This window comes from Brevundimonas sp. LF-1, assembly GCF_037055305.1.
In the GTDB taxonomy this organism is placed as follows: domain Bacteria; phylum Pseudomonadota; class Alphaproteobacteria; order Caulobacterales; family Caulobacteraceae; genus Brevundimonas; species Brevundimonas sanguinis.
Genome location: NZ_CP146349.1, coordinates 1,804,623 through 1,819,992 on the forward strand (window position 1 = coordinate 1,804,623; position 15,370 = coordinate 1,819,992).

Annotated in this window: 14 protein-coding genes, 3 tRNA genes and 4 pseudogenes; 17 read left to right on the plus strand and 4 right to left on the minus strand. The window is 67.0% G+C overall.

Going from position 1 to position 15,370, the window contains the following annotated elements:
- The first annotated feature begins 65 nt into the window (after positions 1 to 65).
- The 3 genes from msrB (at position 66) to V8F63_RS10005 (ending at position 2,011) form a co-directional block, all read left to right on the plus strand.
- Positions 66 to 557, plus strand: coding sequence for a peptide-methionine (R)-S-oxide reductase MsrB (gene msrB / locus V8F63_RS09995; protein ID WP_025978281.1), 492 nt, complete (start codon positions 66 to 68; stop codon positions 555 to 557).
- Positions 558 to 606: 49 nt separating this feature from the next.
- The gene (locus V8F63_RS10000) at positions 607 to 1,224 is read left to right on the plus strand and encodes a hypothetical protein (protein WP_392353061.1); all 618 of its coding nucleotides are present in this window, start codon (positions 607 to 609) and stop codon (positions 1,222 to 1,224) included.
- A 118-nt stretch (positions 1,225 to 1,342) separates the two neighbouring features.
- The gene (locus V8F63_RS10005; RefSeq protein ID WP_025978283.1) at positions 1,343 to 2,011 is read left to right on the plus strand and encodes a DedA family protein; all 669 of its coding nucleotides are present in this window, start codon (positions 1,343 to 1,345) and stop codon (positions 2,009 to 2,011) included.
- Between the two features lie 217 nt (positions 2,012 to 2,228).
- On the opposite strand, the gene V8F63_RS10010 is transcribed toward V8F63_RS10005, so the two are convergent.
- The 4 genes from V8F63_RS10010 to V8F63_RS10025 all read right to left on the minus strand — a co-directional run bounded on the left by V8F63_RS10010 (position 2,229) and on the right by V8F63_RS10025 (position 5,812).
- Positions 2,229 to 2,636, minus strand: a complete 408-nt coding sequence (locus V8F63_RS10010) for an amidohydrolase family protein (RefSeq protein ID WP_392353062.1) — start codon at positions 2,634 to 2,636, stop codon at positions 2,229 to 2,231.
- Complete coding sequence (locus V8F63_RS10015) at positions 2,636 to 2,977, minus strand: hypothetical protein (protein ID WP_392353063.1); 342 nt, start codon at positions 2,975 to 2,977, stop codon at positions 2,636 to 2,638. The genes V8F63_RS10010 and V8F63_RS10015 overlap by 1 nt, the downstream gene beginning before the upstream one ends.
- A complete protein-coding gene (locus tag V8F63_RS10020) occupies positions 2,974 to 5,493 on the minus strand; it encodes an amidohydrolase (protein ID WP_392353064.1) in 2,520 nt (839 codons plus the stop codon). Before V8F63_RS10020 ends, V8F63_RS10015 begins: the two co-directional genes overlap by 4 nt.
- 244 nt (positions 5,494 to 5,737) lie before the next feature.
- Positions 5,738 to 5,812 (minus strand) — tRNA-Thr (locus V8F63_RS10025).
- A 391-nt stretch (positions 5,813 to 6,203) separates the two neighbouring features.
- On the opposite strand from V8F63_RS10025, the pseudogene murA reads away from it, so the two are divergent.
- The 14 genes and pseudogenes from murA to V8F63_RS10095 all read left to right on the plus strand — a co-directional run.
- Positions 6,204 to 7,470 (plus strand): annotated as a pseudogene (murA, locus tag V8F63_RS10030) (UDP-N-acetylglucosamine 1-carboxyvinyltransferase); the annotation flags it as partial.
- A gap of 6 nt (positions 7,471 to 7,476) precedes the next feature.
- Positions 7,477 to 7,962: a DUF2948 family protein gene (locus V8F63_RS10035; RefSeq protein WP_392355071.1), complete on the plus strand. Its 486-nt coding sequence runs from the start codon at positions 7,477 to 7,479 to the stop codon at positions 7,960 to 7,962.
- Positions 7,962 to 8,428, plus strand: a pseudogene (locus tag V8F63_RS10040) (UPF0262 family protein). The gene V8F63_RS10035 and the pseudogene V8F63_RS10040 overlap by 1 nt, the downstream one beginning before the upstream one ends.
- 106 nt (positions 8,429 to 8,534) lie before the next feature.
- Positions 8,535 to 8,752, plus strand: a pseudogene (gene infA / locus V8F63_RS10045) (translation initiation factor IF-1).
- A gap of 8 nt (positions 8,753 to 8,760) precedes the next feature.
- Positions 8,761 to 9,359, plus strand: a pseudogene (locus tag V8F63_RS10050) (nucleoside triphosphate pyrophosphatase).
- Positions 9,359 to 10,369, plus strand: a complete 1,011-nt coding sequence (locus V8F63_RS10055) for an RNA-binding protein (RefSeq protein WP_392353065.1) — start codon at positions 9,359 to 9,361, stop codon at positions 10,367 to 10,369. Before V8F63_RS10050 ends, V8F63_RS10055 begins: the two are co-directional and overlap by 1 nt.
- Positions 10,370 to 10,372: 3 nt before the next feature.
- Positions 10,373 to 10,537 (plus strand): DNA gyrase inhibitor YacG, encoded by a 165-nt coding sequence (gene yacG / locus V8F63_RS10060; protein ID WP_082891468.1) that lies wholly within the window; start codon positions 10,373 to 10,375, stop codon positions 10,535 to 10,537.
- Positions 10,538 to 10,600: 63 nt separating this feature from the next.
- A tRNA-Phe gene (locus V8F63_RS10065) sits at positions 10,601 to 10,676 on the plus strand.
- A gap of 426 nt (positions 10,677 to 11,102) precedes the next feature.
- Positions 11,103 to 12,008, plus strand: a complete 906-nt coding sequence (locus V8F63_RS10070) for a MotA/TolQ/ExbB proton channel family protein (protein WP_025978291.1) — start codon at positions 11,103 to 11,105, stop codon at positions 12,006 to 12,008.
- Between the two features lie 5 nt (positions 12,009 to 12,013).
- Positions 12,014 to 12,445 (plus strand): biopolymer transporter ExbD, encoded by a 432-nt coding sequence (locus V8F63_RS10075; RefSeq protein WP_025978292.1) that lies wholly within the window; start codon positions 12,014 to 12,016, stop codon positions 12,443 to 12,445.
- A 91-nt stretch (positions 12,446 to 12,536) separates the two neighbouring features.
- Positions 12,537 to 13,175: an energy transducer TonB gene (locus tag V8F63_RS10080; protein ID WP_244093320.1), complete on the plus strand. Its 639-nt coding sequence runs from the start codon at positions 12,537 to 12,539 to the stop codon at positions 13,173 to 13,175.
- A 337-nt stretch (positions 13,176 to 13,512) separates the two neighbouring features.
- Positions 13,513 to 14,277 carry a M48 family metallopeptidase gene (locus V8F63_RS10085; RefSeq protein ID WP_392353066.1) on the plus strand — a complete coding sequence of 255 codons (765 nt, stop codon included), beginning with the start codon at positions 13,513 to 13,515 and terminating at the stop codon, positions 14,275 to 14,277.
- Positions 14,278 to 14,369: 92 nt separating this feature from the next.
- Positions 14,370 to 14,446: transfer RNA gene (locus V8F63_RS10090), tRNA-His, on the plus strand.
- Positions 14,447 to 14,491: 45 nt separating this feature from the next.
- Positions 14,492 to 15,310 (plus strand): methyltransferase domain-containing protein, encoded by an 819-nt coding sequence (locus V8F63_RS10095; RefSeq protein ID WP_392353067.1) that lies wholly within the window; start codon positions 14,492 to 14,494, stop codon positions 15,308 to 15,310.
- Positions 15,311 to 15,370 lie beyond the last annotated feature (60 nt).

Sequence of the window (15,370 nt, forward strand, 5' to 3'; positions counted from 1 at the left end):
ATCTAAATCAGCCTATCGAGGGCCGGACGGTGGAACGACCGTCCGGCCCTTCCTATTTCCAGACCATGACCCAGACCGAATCTCACGCCGCCATGCGCTCCGCCTCCGGCTATGACCTGACGCCCCCGACCGACAGCCAGCGCGTCGCGCTGGAGGCCGACCTGTCGCCTGAAGAGAAGCGCGTGCTTCTGGCGCACGGCACCGAGGCGCCGTTTTGCGGGACCCTGCTGGGCGAGAAGCGGGCAGGGGTGTTCTGCTGTCGCGAATGCGGCCTGCCGCTGTTCCGTTCGGGAACCAAGTTTGAAAGCGGAACCGGCTGGCCCAGCTTCACCGAGCCGGTCGATCCGGCCCATGTCCGCGCCGTGCGCGACGACAGCCACGGCATGGTGCGCGTCGAGACGCGCTGCGCCCGTTGCGACAGCCATCAGGGCCACGTCTTCCCAGACGGGCCGCCGCCCACGGGCCTGCGCTACTGCATCAACTCGGTGGCGCTGAGCTTCGTGGCCGAAGGCGAAGCCTTGCCCGATCCTTTGGGGCGCGGCGACGGGACCGCCTGACCTTGGCCGCATTTAGGGGTAGGGTGGTTGTGAACGGGAGTAGATGCGTATGCTGATCGAACTCATGACCGCCTCCCTCTTGCTGGCGAGCAATGATCCCGAAGGCGTGGTTTCGACCGCTCCGCGCGCGGGTCCGGGCGCCGTGCCGACCGCCAGCGCGGCCGCCCTGGCCGAGACCGTGGGCGAGGCCTCGCCTGCTGTGACGCTGCAGACGGCGGCGCCGCACGGCCTCAGCACCGAAGAACAGATTTCTCGCTGGATCGGCGAGCGCAAGGCGGGTTCGCCGCCGGTCGAGCAATGGGCCGACGCCTGGGAAGAGGCCGCGCCCCGCAAGATGCGCGGCGAGGTCAGCGCCGGGATCGGCACCGGCGGCTATAGCGACTTCGCCGCCGCCGTCTCCATGCCGCTGGGCGAAAACGGCACGCTGAACCTGAGCGTCAGCCAGACCAAGAACGCGCCCTGGGGCTATGGCTACGGTCCCTACGGCTATTATGGCGCGGGCCGCTATGGGCTGAACGGCTACGGCTGGCGCGACGCCTATGGCGCCGTGCCGGGGCCGATGGGGGTGCGCAACCCGCATGAACGCCCCAGCCGCATCCGTCCCTTCAGCACGGACGAGCGGCAGGCTGAACCCGCGCGCGACCGGGATGGCGACGCCGGACGATAGTCCGACCGGCAGTAAAGTGCGTCTCATAGGCCACGCCGACCTTTTTAGGGCCGGGCGTCGCATCGTCGCATTCCCTTGATAGCGCCTGATCCCATATGCCCTCGTGCAAAGGATCAGTATGGACAGTTTGCTTAGTTCGGCCGCCGACTTCATCGCCCGCAACGCCATGTGGGCCGGCGTGATCCTTGGCGCAGTGACCTTCTTTGAGTCGCTGGTCGTGATCGGCGCCTTCGTGCCCGCGACGGGCCTGCTGGTCGCCGCAGGCGGACTGGTGGCGGCCGGCGTGCTGGATCCCTTCACCGTCATTGGCGGGTGCGTGATCGGCGCCGTCATGGGCGACGCCATCTCCTACTGGATCGGCCGGCGGCTGGGCACGCGGGTGCTACGTCATCACCTGCTGGTGCCGCACCGCCGTAAGCTGGCCTGGACGCGCCTGTACTGCCGTCGCTACGGCGTGGCTTCGATCTTCATCGGCCGCTTCTTCGGTCCCTTGCGCGCCTTCGTGCCGGTGATGGTGGGCGTGCTGCAGATGCGCCAGCGCGTGTTCCAGTTCGCCAACGTGACCTCGGCCTTCGTGTGGGTGCTGGCCATGCTGGCGCCCGGCTATCTGGCCGCCAAGGGGCTGGCCCGACTGGAGATGATGAGCGAGGCGCACAACCCGACCCTGTGGCTGCTGGCCTTCGGCGCGGTGGTGGCGGCGCTGGTCCTCGCCATGCGCTGGCTGAAAGGCCGCGCGGCGCGGCGCAACGCCCTGCTGGAAGCCTCGGTGCGCGGGCTGGGGGAGTAACCTCAACTCGCTCATTGTGCGGTTTTGGGGCGCAGGGGCGAGAGGCCGGCCCTCGGCTATCCTCGGGCTTGTTCTGAGTTGCGTCTGTTAGCTCGCTCATCCCGGCGGACGCCGGGATGAGCGGGATGAAAGGGCGTGATCAACGCTCCAACTGAACTGCTCACGAAAAAGGGCCCGGCTGACGCCGGGCCCTTCGCGTTCCTGCCGTGCGGCAGGATCAGTCGTGGGTGTGGCCGTGGCTCTCGGCGGCCGTGGCCGTGCCCGAGGCGCTCCAGGCCTGACCGTCTTCGCTTTCGAACCAGAACGGCTTGCGCTGAGGCCCGCCGACCTCGTTCATGCGGTTATCGTAGAGGCGGCCGTTGATCATGGTGTGGCTGATCTTGGTCGAGTCACGCAGGTTCACCAGCGGATTGGCGTCCAGCACGACCAGATCGGCCAGTTTGCCGGCCTCCAGAGAGCCGATGTCCTTGTCCATGCCGAGCGCACGGGCGCCGTTGATGGTGCCGACACGCAGGGCTTCGTGCGCGCTCATGCCGCCCTGTTCGAACATCCACAGCTCCCAGTGGGCGCCGAGGCCTTCGCGCTGGCCGTGGGCGCCGATCTGGACCGAGACGCCCTGATCCATCAGCCGCTTGGATCGCGGGCGATGGAGATGTGGTTCAGCTCTTCCGGCGGGGTCTTCACCGGACGGCGCGAACGGTCGTCCAGAATGCGGCGCGGGACATACTGGCTCAGGATCGGGTCCTTCCAGACGTCGGTGACCTCATACCAGTGGTTCTCGCCCCAGGCGCCGCCGAAGCCGACAATCAGGGTCGGCGTATAGGCCGTGCCCGTCTGCGACCACAGCTGGACGGCGTCGTCGTACATGCGCGCCACCGGCACCGAGTGCTCGATGGTGGTGTGACCATCGACCAGCATGCTCATGTTGACGTTATAGAGCGAGCCGCCTTCCGGCACGACCATCATGCCCAGTTCGCGGGCGGCCTGCAGGATCTGCTGGCGCTGTTCGCGGCGCGGCTGGTTGTAGCTCTTGACGCTCCAGCGCCGGCGGCCTGCATTCGGCGAAGGTGCGAGCGCGCGTCGTCCAGGTTGTTGACCACCGCCGTCGTCGGCGTCGCGGCGCCGTAGAGGATGGTGCCGGTCGAGAAGATGCGCGGCGCCACCACACGCCCGGCCTTGGCCAGTTCGCTGTGGGCGAAGATCTCGCTGGTGTCGTTCGACGGGTCGTGCAGCGTCGTCACCCCGAAGGCCAGGGCGGCGTAGTTCACCCAGCTTTGCTGCGGGATGATCTCGTCGGAGCCCATGCGGCCGTGCCAGTGGGCGTCGACCAGACCCGGGATGATGGTCTTGCCGGCCATGTCCATGACGCGAGCGCCGGCGGGAACCGTGACCGAGCCGCGCGGGCCGATGGCCTCGATGCGGTTGCCGTTGATGACGACGACGCCGTCCTCGATGACTTCCTCGCCCTTCATGGTGATCAGGCGGGCGCCGGACAGGACGGTGACGCCGCTGGGGCGGGCGTAGTCGGCGGTGAAGCCGATCTTGATCCCATGCTCGGCGGGCTTGGGCAGATCAGCCGGAGCGCCGTCGACGAAGGCGAAGCTTTCGCTCAGCGGACGCGAGAACAGCTCCGGTCCCAGAGACCACTGCAGACGGCTGGAATCGCCCGACCAGTGCAGCCATTCGCCCGCATCGCGGGTGACGCGCGTCTGCGGCAGGGCCTTGGTGTCGGCGCCGACCGTGATGGCGCGGCCCGTGGAGGCGAAGGGCGCGATATAGGCGTTGAAACGCTCGGTCCAGGCGATCCACTGCTCGTCCGGCGAGACCGAGAACTCGGCCGCCCATTCGCTGCTCAGGTGGTTGCGCACGTCGCCGCCCGACAGGTTCATCGAGCGCAGGACGCGCTTGTCGCCCTCACGCGCGCTGACGAAGATGCGGTCGTTGCTGGCGCCGAACTGCGGCGTCGTGCCCGAATCGGTGATCTTGACCGGTTCGCCGCCGCGGACGGAAACGCGGTAGATGCCCGGCTCGCGGCTCCACAGGGCCGAGCGCAGATAGCCGTCGCTGGACGTGCGGTAGACGACCGTCTGGCCGTCCGGCGAGAAGCGCGGCTCCAGATAGTGGCCGGGGTTGGTCGTGATGGTCCGGCCTTCGCCGCCTGCGACGGGAACCACGCGGATGGAGCCCAGCTTGTCGTCGTTCCAGGTCGTGTAGACGATCGAGCGGCCGTCGCGCGACCAGGACGGATACAGCTCGAAATGGTCGCTCTGGCGCGTCAGGCGGCGCGGCGTTCCGGCCACGCCGTTGCGCAGGTCGCGGACCCACAGATTGCCCAGGGCCTCGAACACCACCTTGGAGCCGTCGGGCGAGGTCTGCGCCCAGCGGATCATCTTCACTTCGAACTGGTCCGGCGCCACCTCGACGGGGAAGCGGGCGGTCTCCTGCACCCGGCGGGTGTCGGTGACGCGGAAGGGGATCTCGCTGACGGCCTTGGAGGCCACGTCGATGCGGCGGATCTTGCCGCCCGCCCAGATGACGATGGAGCCGTTGTCCGGCGTCCAGGCGAAGCCCGGATAGACGCCGTGGATGGCCCAGGTCTCCTGCATGTCGCGGTCAAGGCCGTCGTAGATCGGCGTCTCGCGGCCCGATTCCAGGTCCATGACGTAGAGGACCGACTGGTAACGGTCGCGGCGCACGAAGGCGAGCGACTTGCCGTCCGGCGACGGGGTCGGGCGCACCGAGCCGCCTGGGCCGGTGACGAAGGGTTTGATCTCGCCCGTCTCGCGATCCAGGCGACGGATCACATAGAGCTGGGTGTTTGGGTCCTTGGAGTAGTCGAAGACGCCGCCCGGCGTGGCGTCGTCGCTGAAATACATATAGCGGCCGTCGGGCGAGAAGGCGGGCTCGCCCGTGTCCTTCTGCTGGGTGCGGCGCTCGGTCAGCTGCACGCCGCTGCCGCCGCCCGAGCGGTGGTACATCCACATCTCGCCCGCGCCCAGCGAGCGTGAAGAGGTGAAGTGCTTGCGGCCGACGACGAACTGGCTGTCCGGCGTCCAGGTCGGGGAGTTCAGCAGGCGGAACGTTTCATTCGACACCTGGCGCGGGTTGGAGCCGTCGCGGTCCATGACCCACAGGTTTTCGCCGCCGCCACGGTCCGAGGTGAAGGCGATGAACCGGCCGTCCGGCGAATAGCGCGGCTGCATGTCCCAGGCGACGCCCGAGGCGATGGGGCGGGCTTCGCCGCCGCCGATGGGCATCACATAGATGTCGCCCAGCAGGTCGAAGACGATCTCGCGGCCGTCAGGGCTGACGTCGACAGCCATCCAGGTGCCTTCATCGACGTTGATGTTGATGTCGCGCTGGGCGCCGCCGGTCGGGTTCTGCACGTCCCATTTGGGCGTGGTCGCCGAGTTCGGATCCTGGGCGAACGCCGGAAAGGCTACGGTTAAAGCCGCAGCCGTAGTCAATAGAACGCGCTTCATGAAAGCCCCCTCGGCTATCAAACGTATACAGATGGGGGGCGAGGCTAGCGGCAGCGGCCGGATCTTGGCCAGTCGGGATAAGACCGATAAGGCCGAATATTCTTCGGAGAACTCTCAGAACCCCTGCGCCTCTGTCCAAAAGCCAAGCCTGCGGCCTGCTCTGTTATCGGCAGTAGCGCTGTAGATCAGGATTTCAGGAGCCAGAAATGGCCGGAGCCCAAACCCTTGCAGGTTTGGGCTCCGATGGTGCCGCCGGGCAGGATTGAACTGCCGACCTCAGCCTTACCAAGGATGCGCTCTACCACTGAGCTACGGCGGCGGGTCACTGAGGAAGCGGCCGTATAGCCAAAGGTTTTGGCCGGGCCAAGCCAAAAATGCACGCTTGATCAAAATCTTTCGGCGCGGTCTGCTGCGTCCATGGATAAGCCGACTAAAGACGCCGATGGGGCGGGCCCTGAGGCCGCCGTCCCATCTTCACCTGCACCTGCCGCCGCAGCGAAGGCCGAGCGGGCGGCCCGGTTGGCCGCCGCCCTGCGTGCGATCTGCGTCGCCGCAAGGCGCCGGCGCGGCGGCGCGCGCCCGGCCAAGGAAAGCAACTGAAAGTCATCCCTCTTGCGACGTTCCGGCCTTTCGCCGGCGCCGCCAGGCTTGCTAGATAGCCGGTTCGCCGGGCCGTAGGGGTCCGAGCCCCCAGGACTTCCCCGATACTCATGGACAGCATCGTCATCCACGGCGGCCACCGCCTCAACGGCTCCATTCCGGTCAGCGGCGCCAAGAACTCGGCGATCAAGCTGATGGCGGCGTCGATTCTGACGGATCAGCCCCTGTTGCTGACGAATATGCCTCGCCTGGCCGACACGCGATTCCTGGGCCAGCTGCTGCGCCAGTTCGGCGTGGAAGTGACCGAGCGCGACGGAGCGGACGGCCAGGAGACCCTGTTCCACGCGCCAGAGCTGACCTCGACCTTCGCTCCCTATGACCTGGTGCGTCAGATGCGGGCCTCGTTCAACGTGCTGGGGCCGCTGCTGGCGCGCACGGGGCACGCCAAGGTCTCCCTGCCGGGGGCTGCACCATCGGCGCGCGTCCAGTGGATCTGCACCTGCAGGCGCTGACCGCGATGGGCGCGGCGATCGAGCTGGAAGAGGGCTATGTCTCCGCCACGGCGCAAGGGGCTGCGCGGGGCCGAGATCGAGTTTCCCTTCGTTTCCGTCGGCGCGACCGAACACGCCCTGCTGGCCGCCGTGCTGGCGAACGGAACCACGGTGCTGAAGCGCGCGGCGCGCGAGCCCGAGATCGGCGACCTGGCCCGCTGCCTGATCGCGATGGGCGCGAAGATCGAGGGCCTGGACACCGACGTGCTGACGATCACCGGCGTCTCGTCCCTGTCGGGCGCGACCTGGTCGGTGATTCCCGACCGGATCGAGATGGGCTCTTATGCGCTGGCGGCGGCTATGGCCGGGGGCGAAGTGCGCCTGACCAAGGGGCGCGCTGACCTGATCACCGCCCTGACCGACAAAATGATCGAAACAGGGGTCGAGATCGAGCCGACTGACGACGGGCTGATCGTGCGCCGCGATCCGACGCAGCGGCTGAAGGCGGTCGACGCCACGACCGAGATCTATCCGGGCTTCGCTACCGACCTGCAGGCGCAGTTCATGGCCCTGATGACGACGGCCGAAGGCACGAGCGTCATCCACGAAAACATCTTCGAGAATCGCTTCATGCACGCGCCGGAACTGGCGCGTCTGGGCGCCGACATCACCGTCCACGCCGGCCAGGCGGTGGTGCGCGGCGTCGAGGAGCTGAAGGGGCGCCGGTGATGGCGACGGATCTTCGCGCCTCCATGTCTCTGGTCATCGCCGGTCTTGTGGCCGAAGGTGAGACGACGGTCGGCCGCGTCTATCACCTGGATCGCGGCTTCGAGCGCATGGAAGAGAAGTTGGCGCCTGCGGCGCCGATGTCCGACGCATCAAGGGGAGGGCGATGAGCACTGACGGCGAATCCATCCCTGATCCGGTGATCGACGGCGATGGCGGGGAGGCGGCGCCGATCGCGCCGCTGCGCCTGCTGGCCGAGGACGCGGACGACCTGCAGATCATTTCGGCCGCGCTTCAGGACGCCATCATGCGTCCGGTCGACATCCGCTGGGAAAAGGAGGCGCGGCGCCTGACCGTGGTCCTGTCGCGCTTCTGTTGGGAATGCGGGGGCGCGCGCGTGATGGCGGCCATGCAGTTCGGGGACGTCCAGGCGGTCAAGAGCCGCCGTCTGCCGCGCCTGCCCGAGCAGGCGCTGGAGCTGCTGGCGATGGACTTTCAGCCGACCGAGGCGCCGGGCGGCCGCGTGTTCATGATGTTCGCTGGGGGCGGAGACCTGCGAATCGACGTCGAATGCCTGGATGCGGTCCTGACCGATCTGTCCGAGCGCTGGCCTGCGCGGGTGGCGCCCACCCATCTGGACGAGGCGGGCTGATGAGCGCGACGCACAAGCTGACGGCGATCGAGATCGACAACGCCTCCCTGCCGGCCGCGACGGCTGAGATCGAGCATGAGCGCCGCGTCGCCATCTTCGACCTGGTGGAGCAGAACCGTTTCGTGCCCGAAGGCGCCGTAGGCGGCCCCTATGCGCTGAAGCTGTCGTCGCAGGACAATCGCCTGGCTTTCGACATCACCGGCCCGGATTTCAGCCGCACTCATGTCCTGTCGCTGACGCCGATGAAGACCGTGATCCGCGACTACGGCCTGATCTGCGAAAGCTATTACGAGGCGTTGCGCGGCTCTTCGCCCAGTCAGATCGAGTCGGTCGACATGGGCGCCGGGGCCTGCACAACGAAGGCGCGGCCCTGCTGAAAGCGCGTCTGGAAGGCAAGGTCGAGATGGACCAGGAGACCGCCCGGCGGCTCTTTACTTTGGTCTGCGCCCTCTATCGTCGGGGCTGAACTCGACTATCTAAGCGTTTTGGTGCATTAGGCGCCCTCACTTTTACGGCTCGCGCTCACGCCCGGCGCGAGCCTTATGCCGTATTCACCGGGCGAGAGAGGCCGCATGGCTAAGGAAGAACTGCTTGAGTTCCCCGGCGTGGTCAGCGAATGCTGCCCAACGCGACGTTTCGCGTGACGCTGGAAAACGATCACGAGATCATCGCCCACACTGCGGGCAAGATGCGCAAGAACCGCATCCGGGTGCTGGCCGGCGACAAGGTGCTGGTCGAAATGACGCCCTATGACCTGACCAAGGGTCGCATCACCTATCGCTTCAAGTAAGGACGCGCGTGTCGCGTCCTGACGCTCCGGCTCCGAGGCTGATCCTGGCCTCGTCGAGCCCGCGCCGCATCGAGCTGCTGGCGCAGATCGGCATTGCGCCCGATGTGGTCGATCCTGCCGATATCGACGAAACGCCCCAGCGGGCCGAGACGCCGCCGCGTCTGGCCCAGCGCCTGGCCTGTTCCAAGGCCGCTGTCGTGGCCGAACGCCATCCCGACGACGTGGTCCTGGCCGCCGATACGGTGGTGGCTGTCGGGCGGCGTTTGTTGGAGAAGCCCGTCGATGAGGCCGAGGCGACCCGGTTTCTGAAGCTGCTGTCGGGCCGCAATCATCGCGTCTTCACCGGCGTGGCCGTAGTGCGAGGCGGGCGGACCTCCTGGCGGGTGGTGGAAACCCGCGTCAGCTTCAAGCCGCTGTCGGACGGCGAGATCGCCGCCTATGTCGCCTCCGGCGAATGGCGAGGCAAGGCCGGGGGTATGGCATCCAGGGCCGGGCGGCGGCCTTCGTCACCCGAATCGTCGGCAGCCATCCCGCCGTCATGGGGCTGCCTCTGTATGAGGCGGCGAACCTTCTTCGCGGCGCGGGATGGCGAGGCGGGGCGGCCTGATGGCCGATGTCGAGGTCTTCCTGGACGCGGCTCCGGGCGAGACCCGAGGCGTGGCGTTCCGCGACGGCCGCGCCGAGACGCTGATCCTTCATAGAGAGGACGACCGCCCCGAGCATTGCCTGGGCGCGCGCCTCGTGGGCCGGGTGGCGCGTCTGGCGCCGGGGCTGCACGGCGCCTTCGTCGACCTGGGCCGCGGCGAGCCGTTCGGCTTCCTGCCTCTGGGCAAGGCGGATCGCCCGACCGAAGGCGCCAAGTTGGAACTGGAAATCACCGCCGAGCCCCGCGAGCGCAAGGGGCCGGTGCTGCGCCGTCTGGGCGAGGCGAGCGGCGAGCCGCGCCTGCTGGCACCGGGGCCTGACGTTGAGGCGATCCTGCGGGCTCTCTATCCCGATATGCCTATAGAGACCGGCGCCGCGGCCATTCGCGCCGCGACCGAGGCTCAGGACGAGGCGCTGGCGGGCGGCGTCGTTGTTTCGGAGGTCGGCCTGGATCTGGCGATCCAGCGCACGCGCGCCCTGGTCGCGGTCGACATTGATTACGCCCCTGTCGCCGGTCGTGATTCCCGCAAGGGGCGCGAGGCGGTGAATCGCGAGGGCCTGCGCCAGACCGCGCGCCTGCTGGGCCTGACGGGGTGGGGCGGTCTGGCGGCGGTCGATCTGGCGGGCGTGGGCCTGCACCCCGAAAGCACCCTGAACATGGCGCGTCAGGCTTTCGCCGGGACGCAAGGCGTCGCGGTGGGGCCGCTCAGCCGGTTCGGGCTGCTGCAACTGTCCCTGCCGTGGGGCCGAACGCCGGCGGACGAGCGGCTGGCCGGGCCGGGCGCAGCCGAACGCGCCGCCCTGCATCGCCTGCGGCTGGCGCTGGCGACAGATCGGGCGACGCCGCGTTTCACGCTGCATTGCAGCCCGGCCTCTGAAATGATTCTGTCGCCCTGGGCGGCTGAACTGGGGCCGCGCGCCCATATCCGCCCCGACGCCGCACCGGGCGAATTTCATATCAAGGAGGGCTGACGCATGGCCCAGTGCCCCATTTGCCGCCGCGCCGAGTCTGTCGCAGCCTATAAGCCCTTCTGCTCCAAGCGTTGCGCCGACGTTGATCTGCAACGCTGGTTCACCGGCGGATACGCCATTCCCGCCGAAGAAGCGCACGATGATGAAAAAGATCGCGGAATTGAGTGAATTGGCGTCTGGACAGCCCGCCCGGGCTCGCCTATAGAGCCGCCTCTCGCGACGCAAAGCGAAGCCTGGATAGCTCAGTTGGTAGAGCAGCGGATTGAAAATCCGCGTGTCGGTGGTTCGAATCCGCCTCCAGGCACCACTTTCCCCTAAATGATGAATCTTCGCCTCGGCCGCAAAAAAGCCGAAAATTCGTCACGGGCCTAAACTTTTCTTAACAATCGGTAACACGGCAAGTTTGTTGCCGGACCATGACATTGACGTGCATTTTTTGTGCGTGTCGCGCCGCGCTGCGTCCGGCCGGGGGTGAAAAGACATTTTCCGCCCTTGACGCTAAGATAGGGCTTCGCCAAAGGGACAGGACCGCATTCCTGCTTGCAGGCTGTGGGCGGCGAGATATTGTCTCTGTCGCCAGGTCCGCAGACGTTTCGACGTTTGGAGGATTGCGGCGCCGACCGGCGGGGAGAAATCCGGCGGGAGGAAAAGATTTCACTGTAAAGGCGCGGCCGACTGACGCGGCCGCCGTCTTGGGTTCCACGAGTCAGACCAAAGCAGGAACTGGCGAAACATGCTCGATAAGAAGACGAATATCCTCCTCGCAATGGCCGGCGCCGCCGTCCTGATGGCGAGCTCGCCGGTTCTGGCGCAGGACGCAGCCGCTCCGGCCGCTCCGGCCGCCGCTTCGGCTCCCGCCGCTGCCGACGCCGCCGCTCCGGCCGCCGACGCCGCCACCCCGGCCGCTGATGCAGCCGCCACGGAAGAAGCCGCCGCAGAAGGTCACGGCGGTGCGGGCCTGACCCCGATCGCCATGTTCATGATGGCGCACCCGGTCGTTAAGGTCGTCATGGCCGGCCTGATTCTGGCCTCGATCTTCTCCTGGACGCTGCTGCTCATCAAACTGGTCGAGTTCAGCTCGCTGAGCAAAAAGACCAACCGCTTCCTGGAAGAGTACCGCGGTGCTCGCACCCTGGCTGACATCCGTCGCTTGGCCACCTCGGAAGAGTTCGACGGCAACCCGCTGGCCGACATGGCCGCCGCCGCCACCGGCGAAGTGGAGCTGTCGCGTCAAGCCGGCCTGGACGTCGCCGGCGTTCACCGCGGCTCGACGATCGACCGCGCGAACAACGCCATCGGCGCCGTTCAAGGTGGTCTGGGCATCCGTCTGTCGGGCGGCCAGCAGTTCCTGGCGTCGGTCGGTTCGGGCGGTCCGTTCATCGGTCTGTTCGGCACCGTGTACGGCATCATGAACTCGTTCATCGGCATCGCCGAATCGAACACCACCAACCTGGCCGTCGTTGCTCCGGGTATCGCTGAAGCCCTGCTGGCCACCGGTATCGGCCTGTTCGCGGCTATCCCGGCGGTTATCTTCTATAACTACTTCAACACCCGCATCGCTTCGTACGGCGCTCGCGCCGACGGGTTCAACGCTGAGCTGATCAACTCGATCTCGCGTCAACTCGACAAGGGAGCGTAAGCCGAATGGCCGCCAAACTTTCCGGTTCCGGCGGCGGCAAGTACACCGTCGAGGCGAACAGCGAAATCAATGTCACGCCTTTCGTGGACATTATGCTTGTTCTCCTCATCATCTTCATGGTGGCGGCTCCGCTCGCCACCGTGTCGGTGCCGGTGACGCTTCCTCGCGCCGTCGCTCCGCCGGCCCAGAATCCGCCCAAGCCTGTCTTCATCTCCATCCAGAATGGCGGTGAAGTGTGGATCGGCGACTTCCGGACCACGGTGGGCTCGTTGGGCGATGATCTGAAAGTCCAGATCGGAACACGTGACCCTGAGCAGGAGCGGATTTTCATCCGCGCTGACCAGCAAACGCGTTACGGGGACTTCATGCAGGTCATGAACGCCTTGCAGGATAATGGTTTCTACAGTGTCGCCCTGGTTGGCGAAGATCAGTCGTAAGGGGGCGTGACGCAAGCATGACTGCTGAACATCGCGAGCACCGCGACCCTCTGCTCGACGCTCCGAGAAAGAAAAACTTTCGACGGGCGCAATGATCGGGATCGGCATCTCTATCGCCGTTCACGTTCTTGCGGGTCTTTACCTCTACAAGAGCAAGTTCGAACTCCAGGAGTTCAACTATGTGGACGAGGCTGTAGATGTGGAGCTGATGGCGCCGCCGCCACCGCCTCCGCCTCCGCCGCCGCCGCCTCCGCCGCCGGACACGCCTCCGCCGCCGAAGCTTCAGGTGCGCGAGCCGGTCGTCAACACCTCGGCGCCTCCGCCGCCGGTGACCTTGCCGATCGAGCCGACGAAGAAGGAAGACCGCGTCGAATACACGGGCCCGCCCGTGATCGTCCCAGGTCCTCCGCCTCCGCCGGCGCCGCCCGCGCCGCCGCGTCCTTCGGTGATCACCAACCCGCAGTGGGCTCGCCCGCCGCGTCCGACCGAACGGGACTTCCCGCAGCGCGCTCTTGATCGCGGCGTGGGCGGTTCGGCCACGGTCGAATGTACGGTGACCCCGAGCGGTCGTCCTGAAGACTGCCGTGTCGTCTCGGAAGAGCCGTCGGGCATGGGCTTCGGCGCCGCTGCGGTCCGCATCGTCCAGCGCGGGCAGCTTTCGCCCCGCACGGTCGATGGCGCTGCAACGAACGCCAAGTTCGTGGTCCGGGTGCCGTTTAACCTGGACTAAGCGAGCGATCGCACTGAACGAAAAGAAGCGCCTCGAGGTTTTGCCTCGGGGCGTTTTTTGTGGCCGTCTTCGGCATCGAGCTTGGGGACCCGCAGGGGCATGGGCGTGGTCTCTTGCGTCCCTCATCTTCGGGCCTGTTCCGAGGGTCCGAGCACGGCTCACAAGCCGTTTTGAGCGATCCGTGCGGATTACGGCTCACATTGAGGGACTGGTTCCTTGCCGCGAAGGCGATGATGAGGCCGGTCCAAGCCGCGCTGCCGCCGCTCAAGGTGAAGAGAGCGTGGAGCCGAGCCGACAGGCTGTGCATTATGGACAGCGATTGCTGTCTGGAGGCCCCATGTCCCACAAACCCATCCTCGTTGCTCTGGCCGTTGGCGCGAGCGTTCTTGGCGTCGGCGTCGGCGTCGGCGGCTGCGCCTATAATGAGGCGCTGGGGCGCAGCCAGTTCGTTCTGATGGACGACAGCGCCCTGATCCAGCAGTCGCAGGCCGCCTGGGCCGAGACGCTGAGGACGCAGAAGGTGTCGAACAACGCCGCCCAGAACGCGCGCGTTCGCCGCGTCGGCGATCGAATCGTCCAGGCGGCGAACCTGACCAATCGTCACTGGGACTATGCGGTGTTCGACGACGCCACGCCGAACGCCTTCGTGCTGCCGTCCGGCCATATGGGCGTGACGACGGGCCTGCTCGCCATCGCCAAGAACGATGACCAACTGGCGGCCGTGATCGGTCACGAGGTCGGCCACGTCGTTGCGCGCCATGCGGCTGAGCGGGCGTCGACGACGCAGACGACGGGTCTGGTGCTGGGCGCGGTGCAGAGCCGGGCAGGGGACTATGGCCAGGCGGTGCAGGCCTTCGGCGGCCTGGGCGCCCAGTTGGGCGTGCTGCTGCCCTTTTCGCGCAGCCATGAGCTGGAGGCGGATCGGCTGGGCGTCGATTACATGGCGGCGGCCGGCTACAAGCCGTCTGAGTCGCTGACGCTGTGGCGCGCGATGGCGGCGGGGCGTCAGTCGGGCACGCCGGAGTTCGCCTCGACCCACCCGTCGGACCAGACCCGGATCGCCCAGTTGCAGCAGTATATCGCCAGCCGCGGTTGGAACTGACGGGTAAAGAAGATAAAATCCGCGCGAGGGCGAAAAGGCCGCTTGCCCCCGACGGCGAGGCCCGCTAGAGAACCGCCCTCGCGCAGAGATGTGCAGCCTTAGCTCAGCTGGTTAGAGCGCCGGTTTGTGGAGCCGGAGGTCCTCAGTTCAATCCTGAGAGGCTGTACCATTCTCCCTCGAATCGCTTTCGCGATGATCGAGGAGAATAACGACGATGACGTCGCCGGCGTGGGACCCCCACCAATACAATCGTTTTGAGCGCCAGCGCGATCGCGCGGCCATCGACCTGCTGTCGCATCTGCCGGACGATCTGGACCCGCATGAGGTCTGGGACATCGGCTGCGGCACGGGGCAGCATGCGGCCTTGCTGAAACGACGCTGGCCGGGCGCGCGGGTGCACGGGCTGGATTCCAGCGCGGCGATGCTGGAACAGGCGCGCGGCCTGCCGGACGACGTGCGCTGGGTGCAGGACGATCTGCAGAGCTGGGCGCCGGATGCGCCCGTCGATCTGATCCTGGCCAACGCCTCGCTACAGTGGGCGCAGGATCATGCGGCCCTGTTCCGGCGGATGACCGAGGCGCTGGCCCCGGGCGGCGTGCTGGCGGTGCAGATGCCGATGGCGTGGGAGACGCGCCACCATACGCTGATGCGTCAGACGGCGGCGGAGGGACCGTGGCGCGAGCGGCTGAGCGGCGTGGACACCATTCAGCCTCTGCTGGGGGCCGAGGCCTATTACGACGCCGTGGCGGATCTGTGCGAGGAGGTCGACACCTGGTCCACCACCTATCTGCATGTGCTGGAAGGCGACGACGCCGTGCTGGAGTGGATGAAGGGGACGGCGCTGCGACCCTATCTCACCGCGCTTTGCGAAGACCCAGCCAGCCGCGACGCTTTCCTGACGCGCCTGGGCCAGGTGTTGGGCCAGGCATTTCCAAAACGTCCTGAGGGAAGGACGCTTCTGCCATTTCCTCGACTGTTTCTTGTGGCGCGTCGGCGCGGCGGCGCCGGTGCAGGGTCTCGACCGGGCCGTTGAGGCTGTCCAGGGCGGCGCGCGCGGCCTCATAGCCGGCGGCGACGCCGGGCTCATAGGCCT

Bases quoted from the DNA above. Each gene is read 5' to 3' on its own strand.
- msrB (WP_025978281.1), top strand. From the start codon at position 66: ATGACCCAGACCGAATCTCACGCCGCCATGCGCTCCGCCTCCGGCTAT.
- V8F63_RS10000 (WP_392353061.1), top strand. From the start codon at position 607: ATGCTGATCGAACTCATGACCGCCTCCCTCTTGCTGGCGAGCAATGAT.
- V8F63_RS10005 (WP_025978283.1), top strand. From the start codon at position 1,343: ATGGACAGTTTGCTTAGTTCGGCCGCCGACTTCATCGCCCGCAACGCC.
- V8F63_RS10010 (WP_392353062.1), bottom strand. From the start codon at position 2,636: ATGGATCAGGGCGTCTCGGTCCAGATCGGCGCCCACGGCCAGCGCGAA.
- V8F63_RS10015 (WP_392353063.1), bottom strand. From the start codon at position 2,977: ATGATGGTCGTGCCGGAAGGCGGCTCGCTCTATAACGTCAACATGAGC.
- V8F63_RS10020 (WP_392353064.1), bottom strand. From the start codon at position 5,493: ATGAAGCGCGTTCTATTGACTACGGCTGCGGCTTTAACCGTAGCCTTT.
- V8F63_RS10035 (WP_392355071.1), top strand. From the start codon at position 7,477: ATGAGCACTGACGGCGAATCCATCCCTGATCCGGTGATCGACGGCGAT.
- V8F63_RS10055 (WP_392353065.1), top strand. From the start codon at position 9,359: ATGGCCGATGTCGAGGTCTTCCTGGACGCGGCTCCGGGCGAGACCCGA.
- yacG (WP_082891468.1), top strand. From the start codon at position 10,373: ATGGCCCAGTGCCCCATTTGCCGCCGCGCCGAGTCTGTCGCAGCCTAT.
- V8F63_RS10070 (WP_025978291.1), top strand. From the start codon at position 11,103: ATGCTCGATAAGAAGACGAATATCCTCCTCGCAATGGCCGGCGCCGCC.
- V8F63_RS10075 (WP_025978292.1), top strand. From the start codon at position 12,014: ATGGCCGCCAAACTTTCCGGTTCCGGCGGCGGCAAGTACACCGTCGAG.
- V8F63_RS10080 (WP_244093320.1), top strand. From the start codon at position 12,537: ATGATCGGGATCGGCATCTCTATCGCCGTTCACGTTCTTGCGGGTCTT.
- V8F63_RS10085 (WP_392353066.1), top strand. From the start codon at position 13,513: ATGTCCCACAAACCCATCCTCGTTGCTCTGGCCGTTGGCGCGAGCGTT.
- V8F63_RS10095 (WP_392353067.1), top strand. From the start codon at position 14,492: ATGACGTCGCCGGCGTGGGACCCCCACCAATACAATCGTTTTGAGCGC.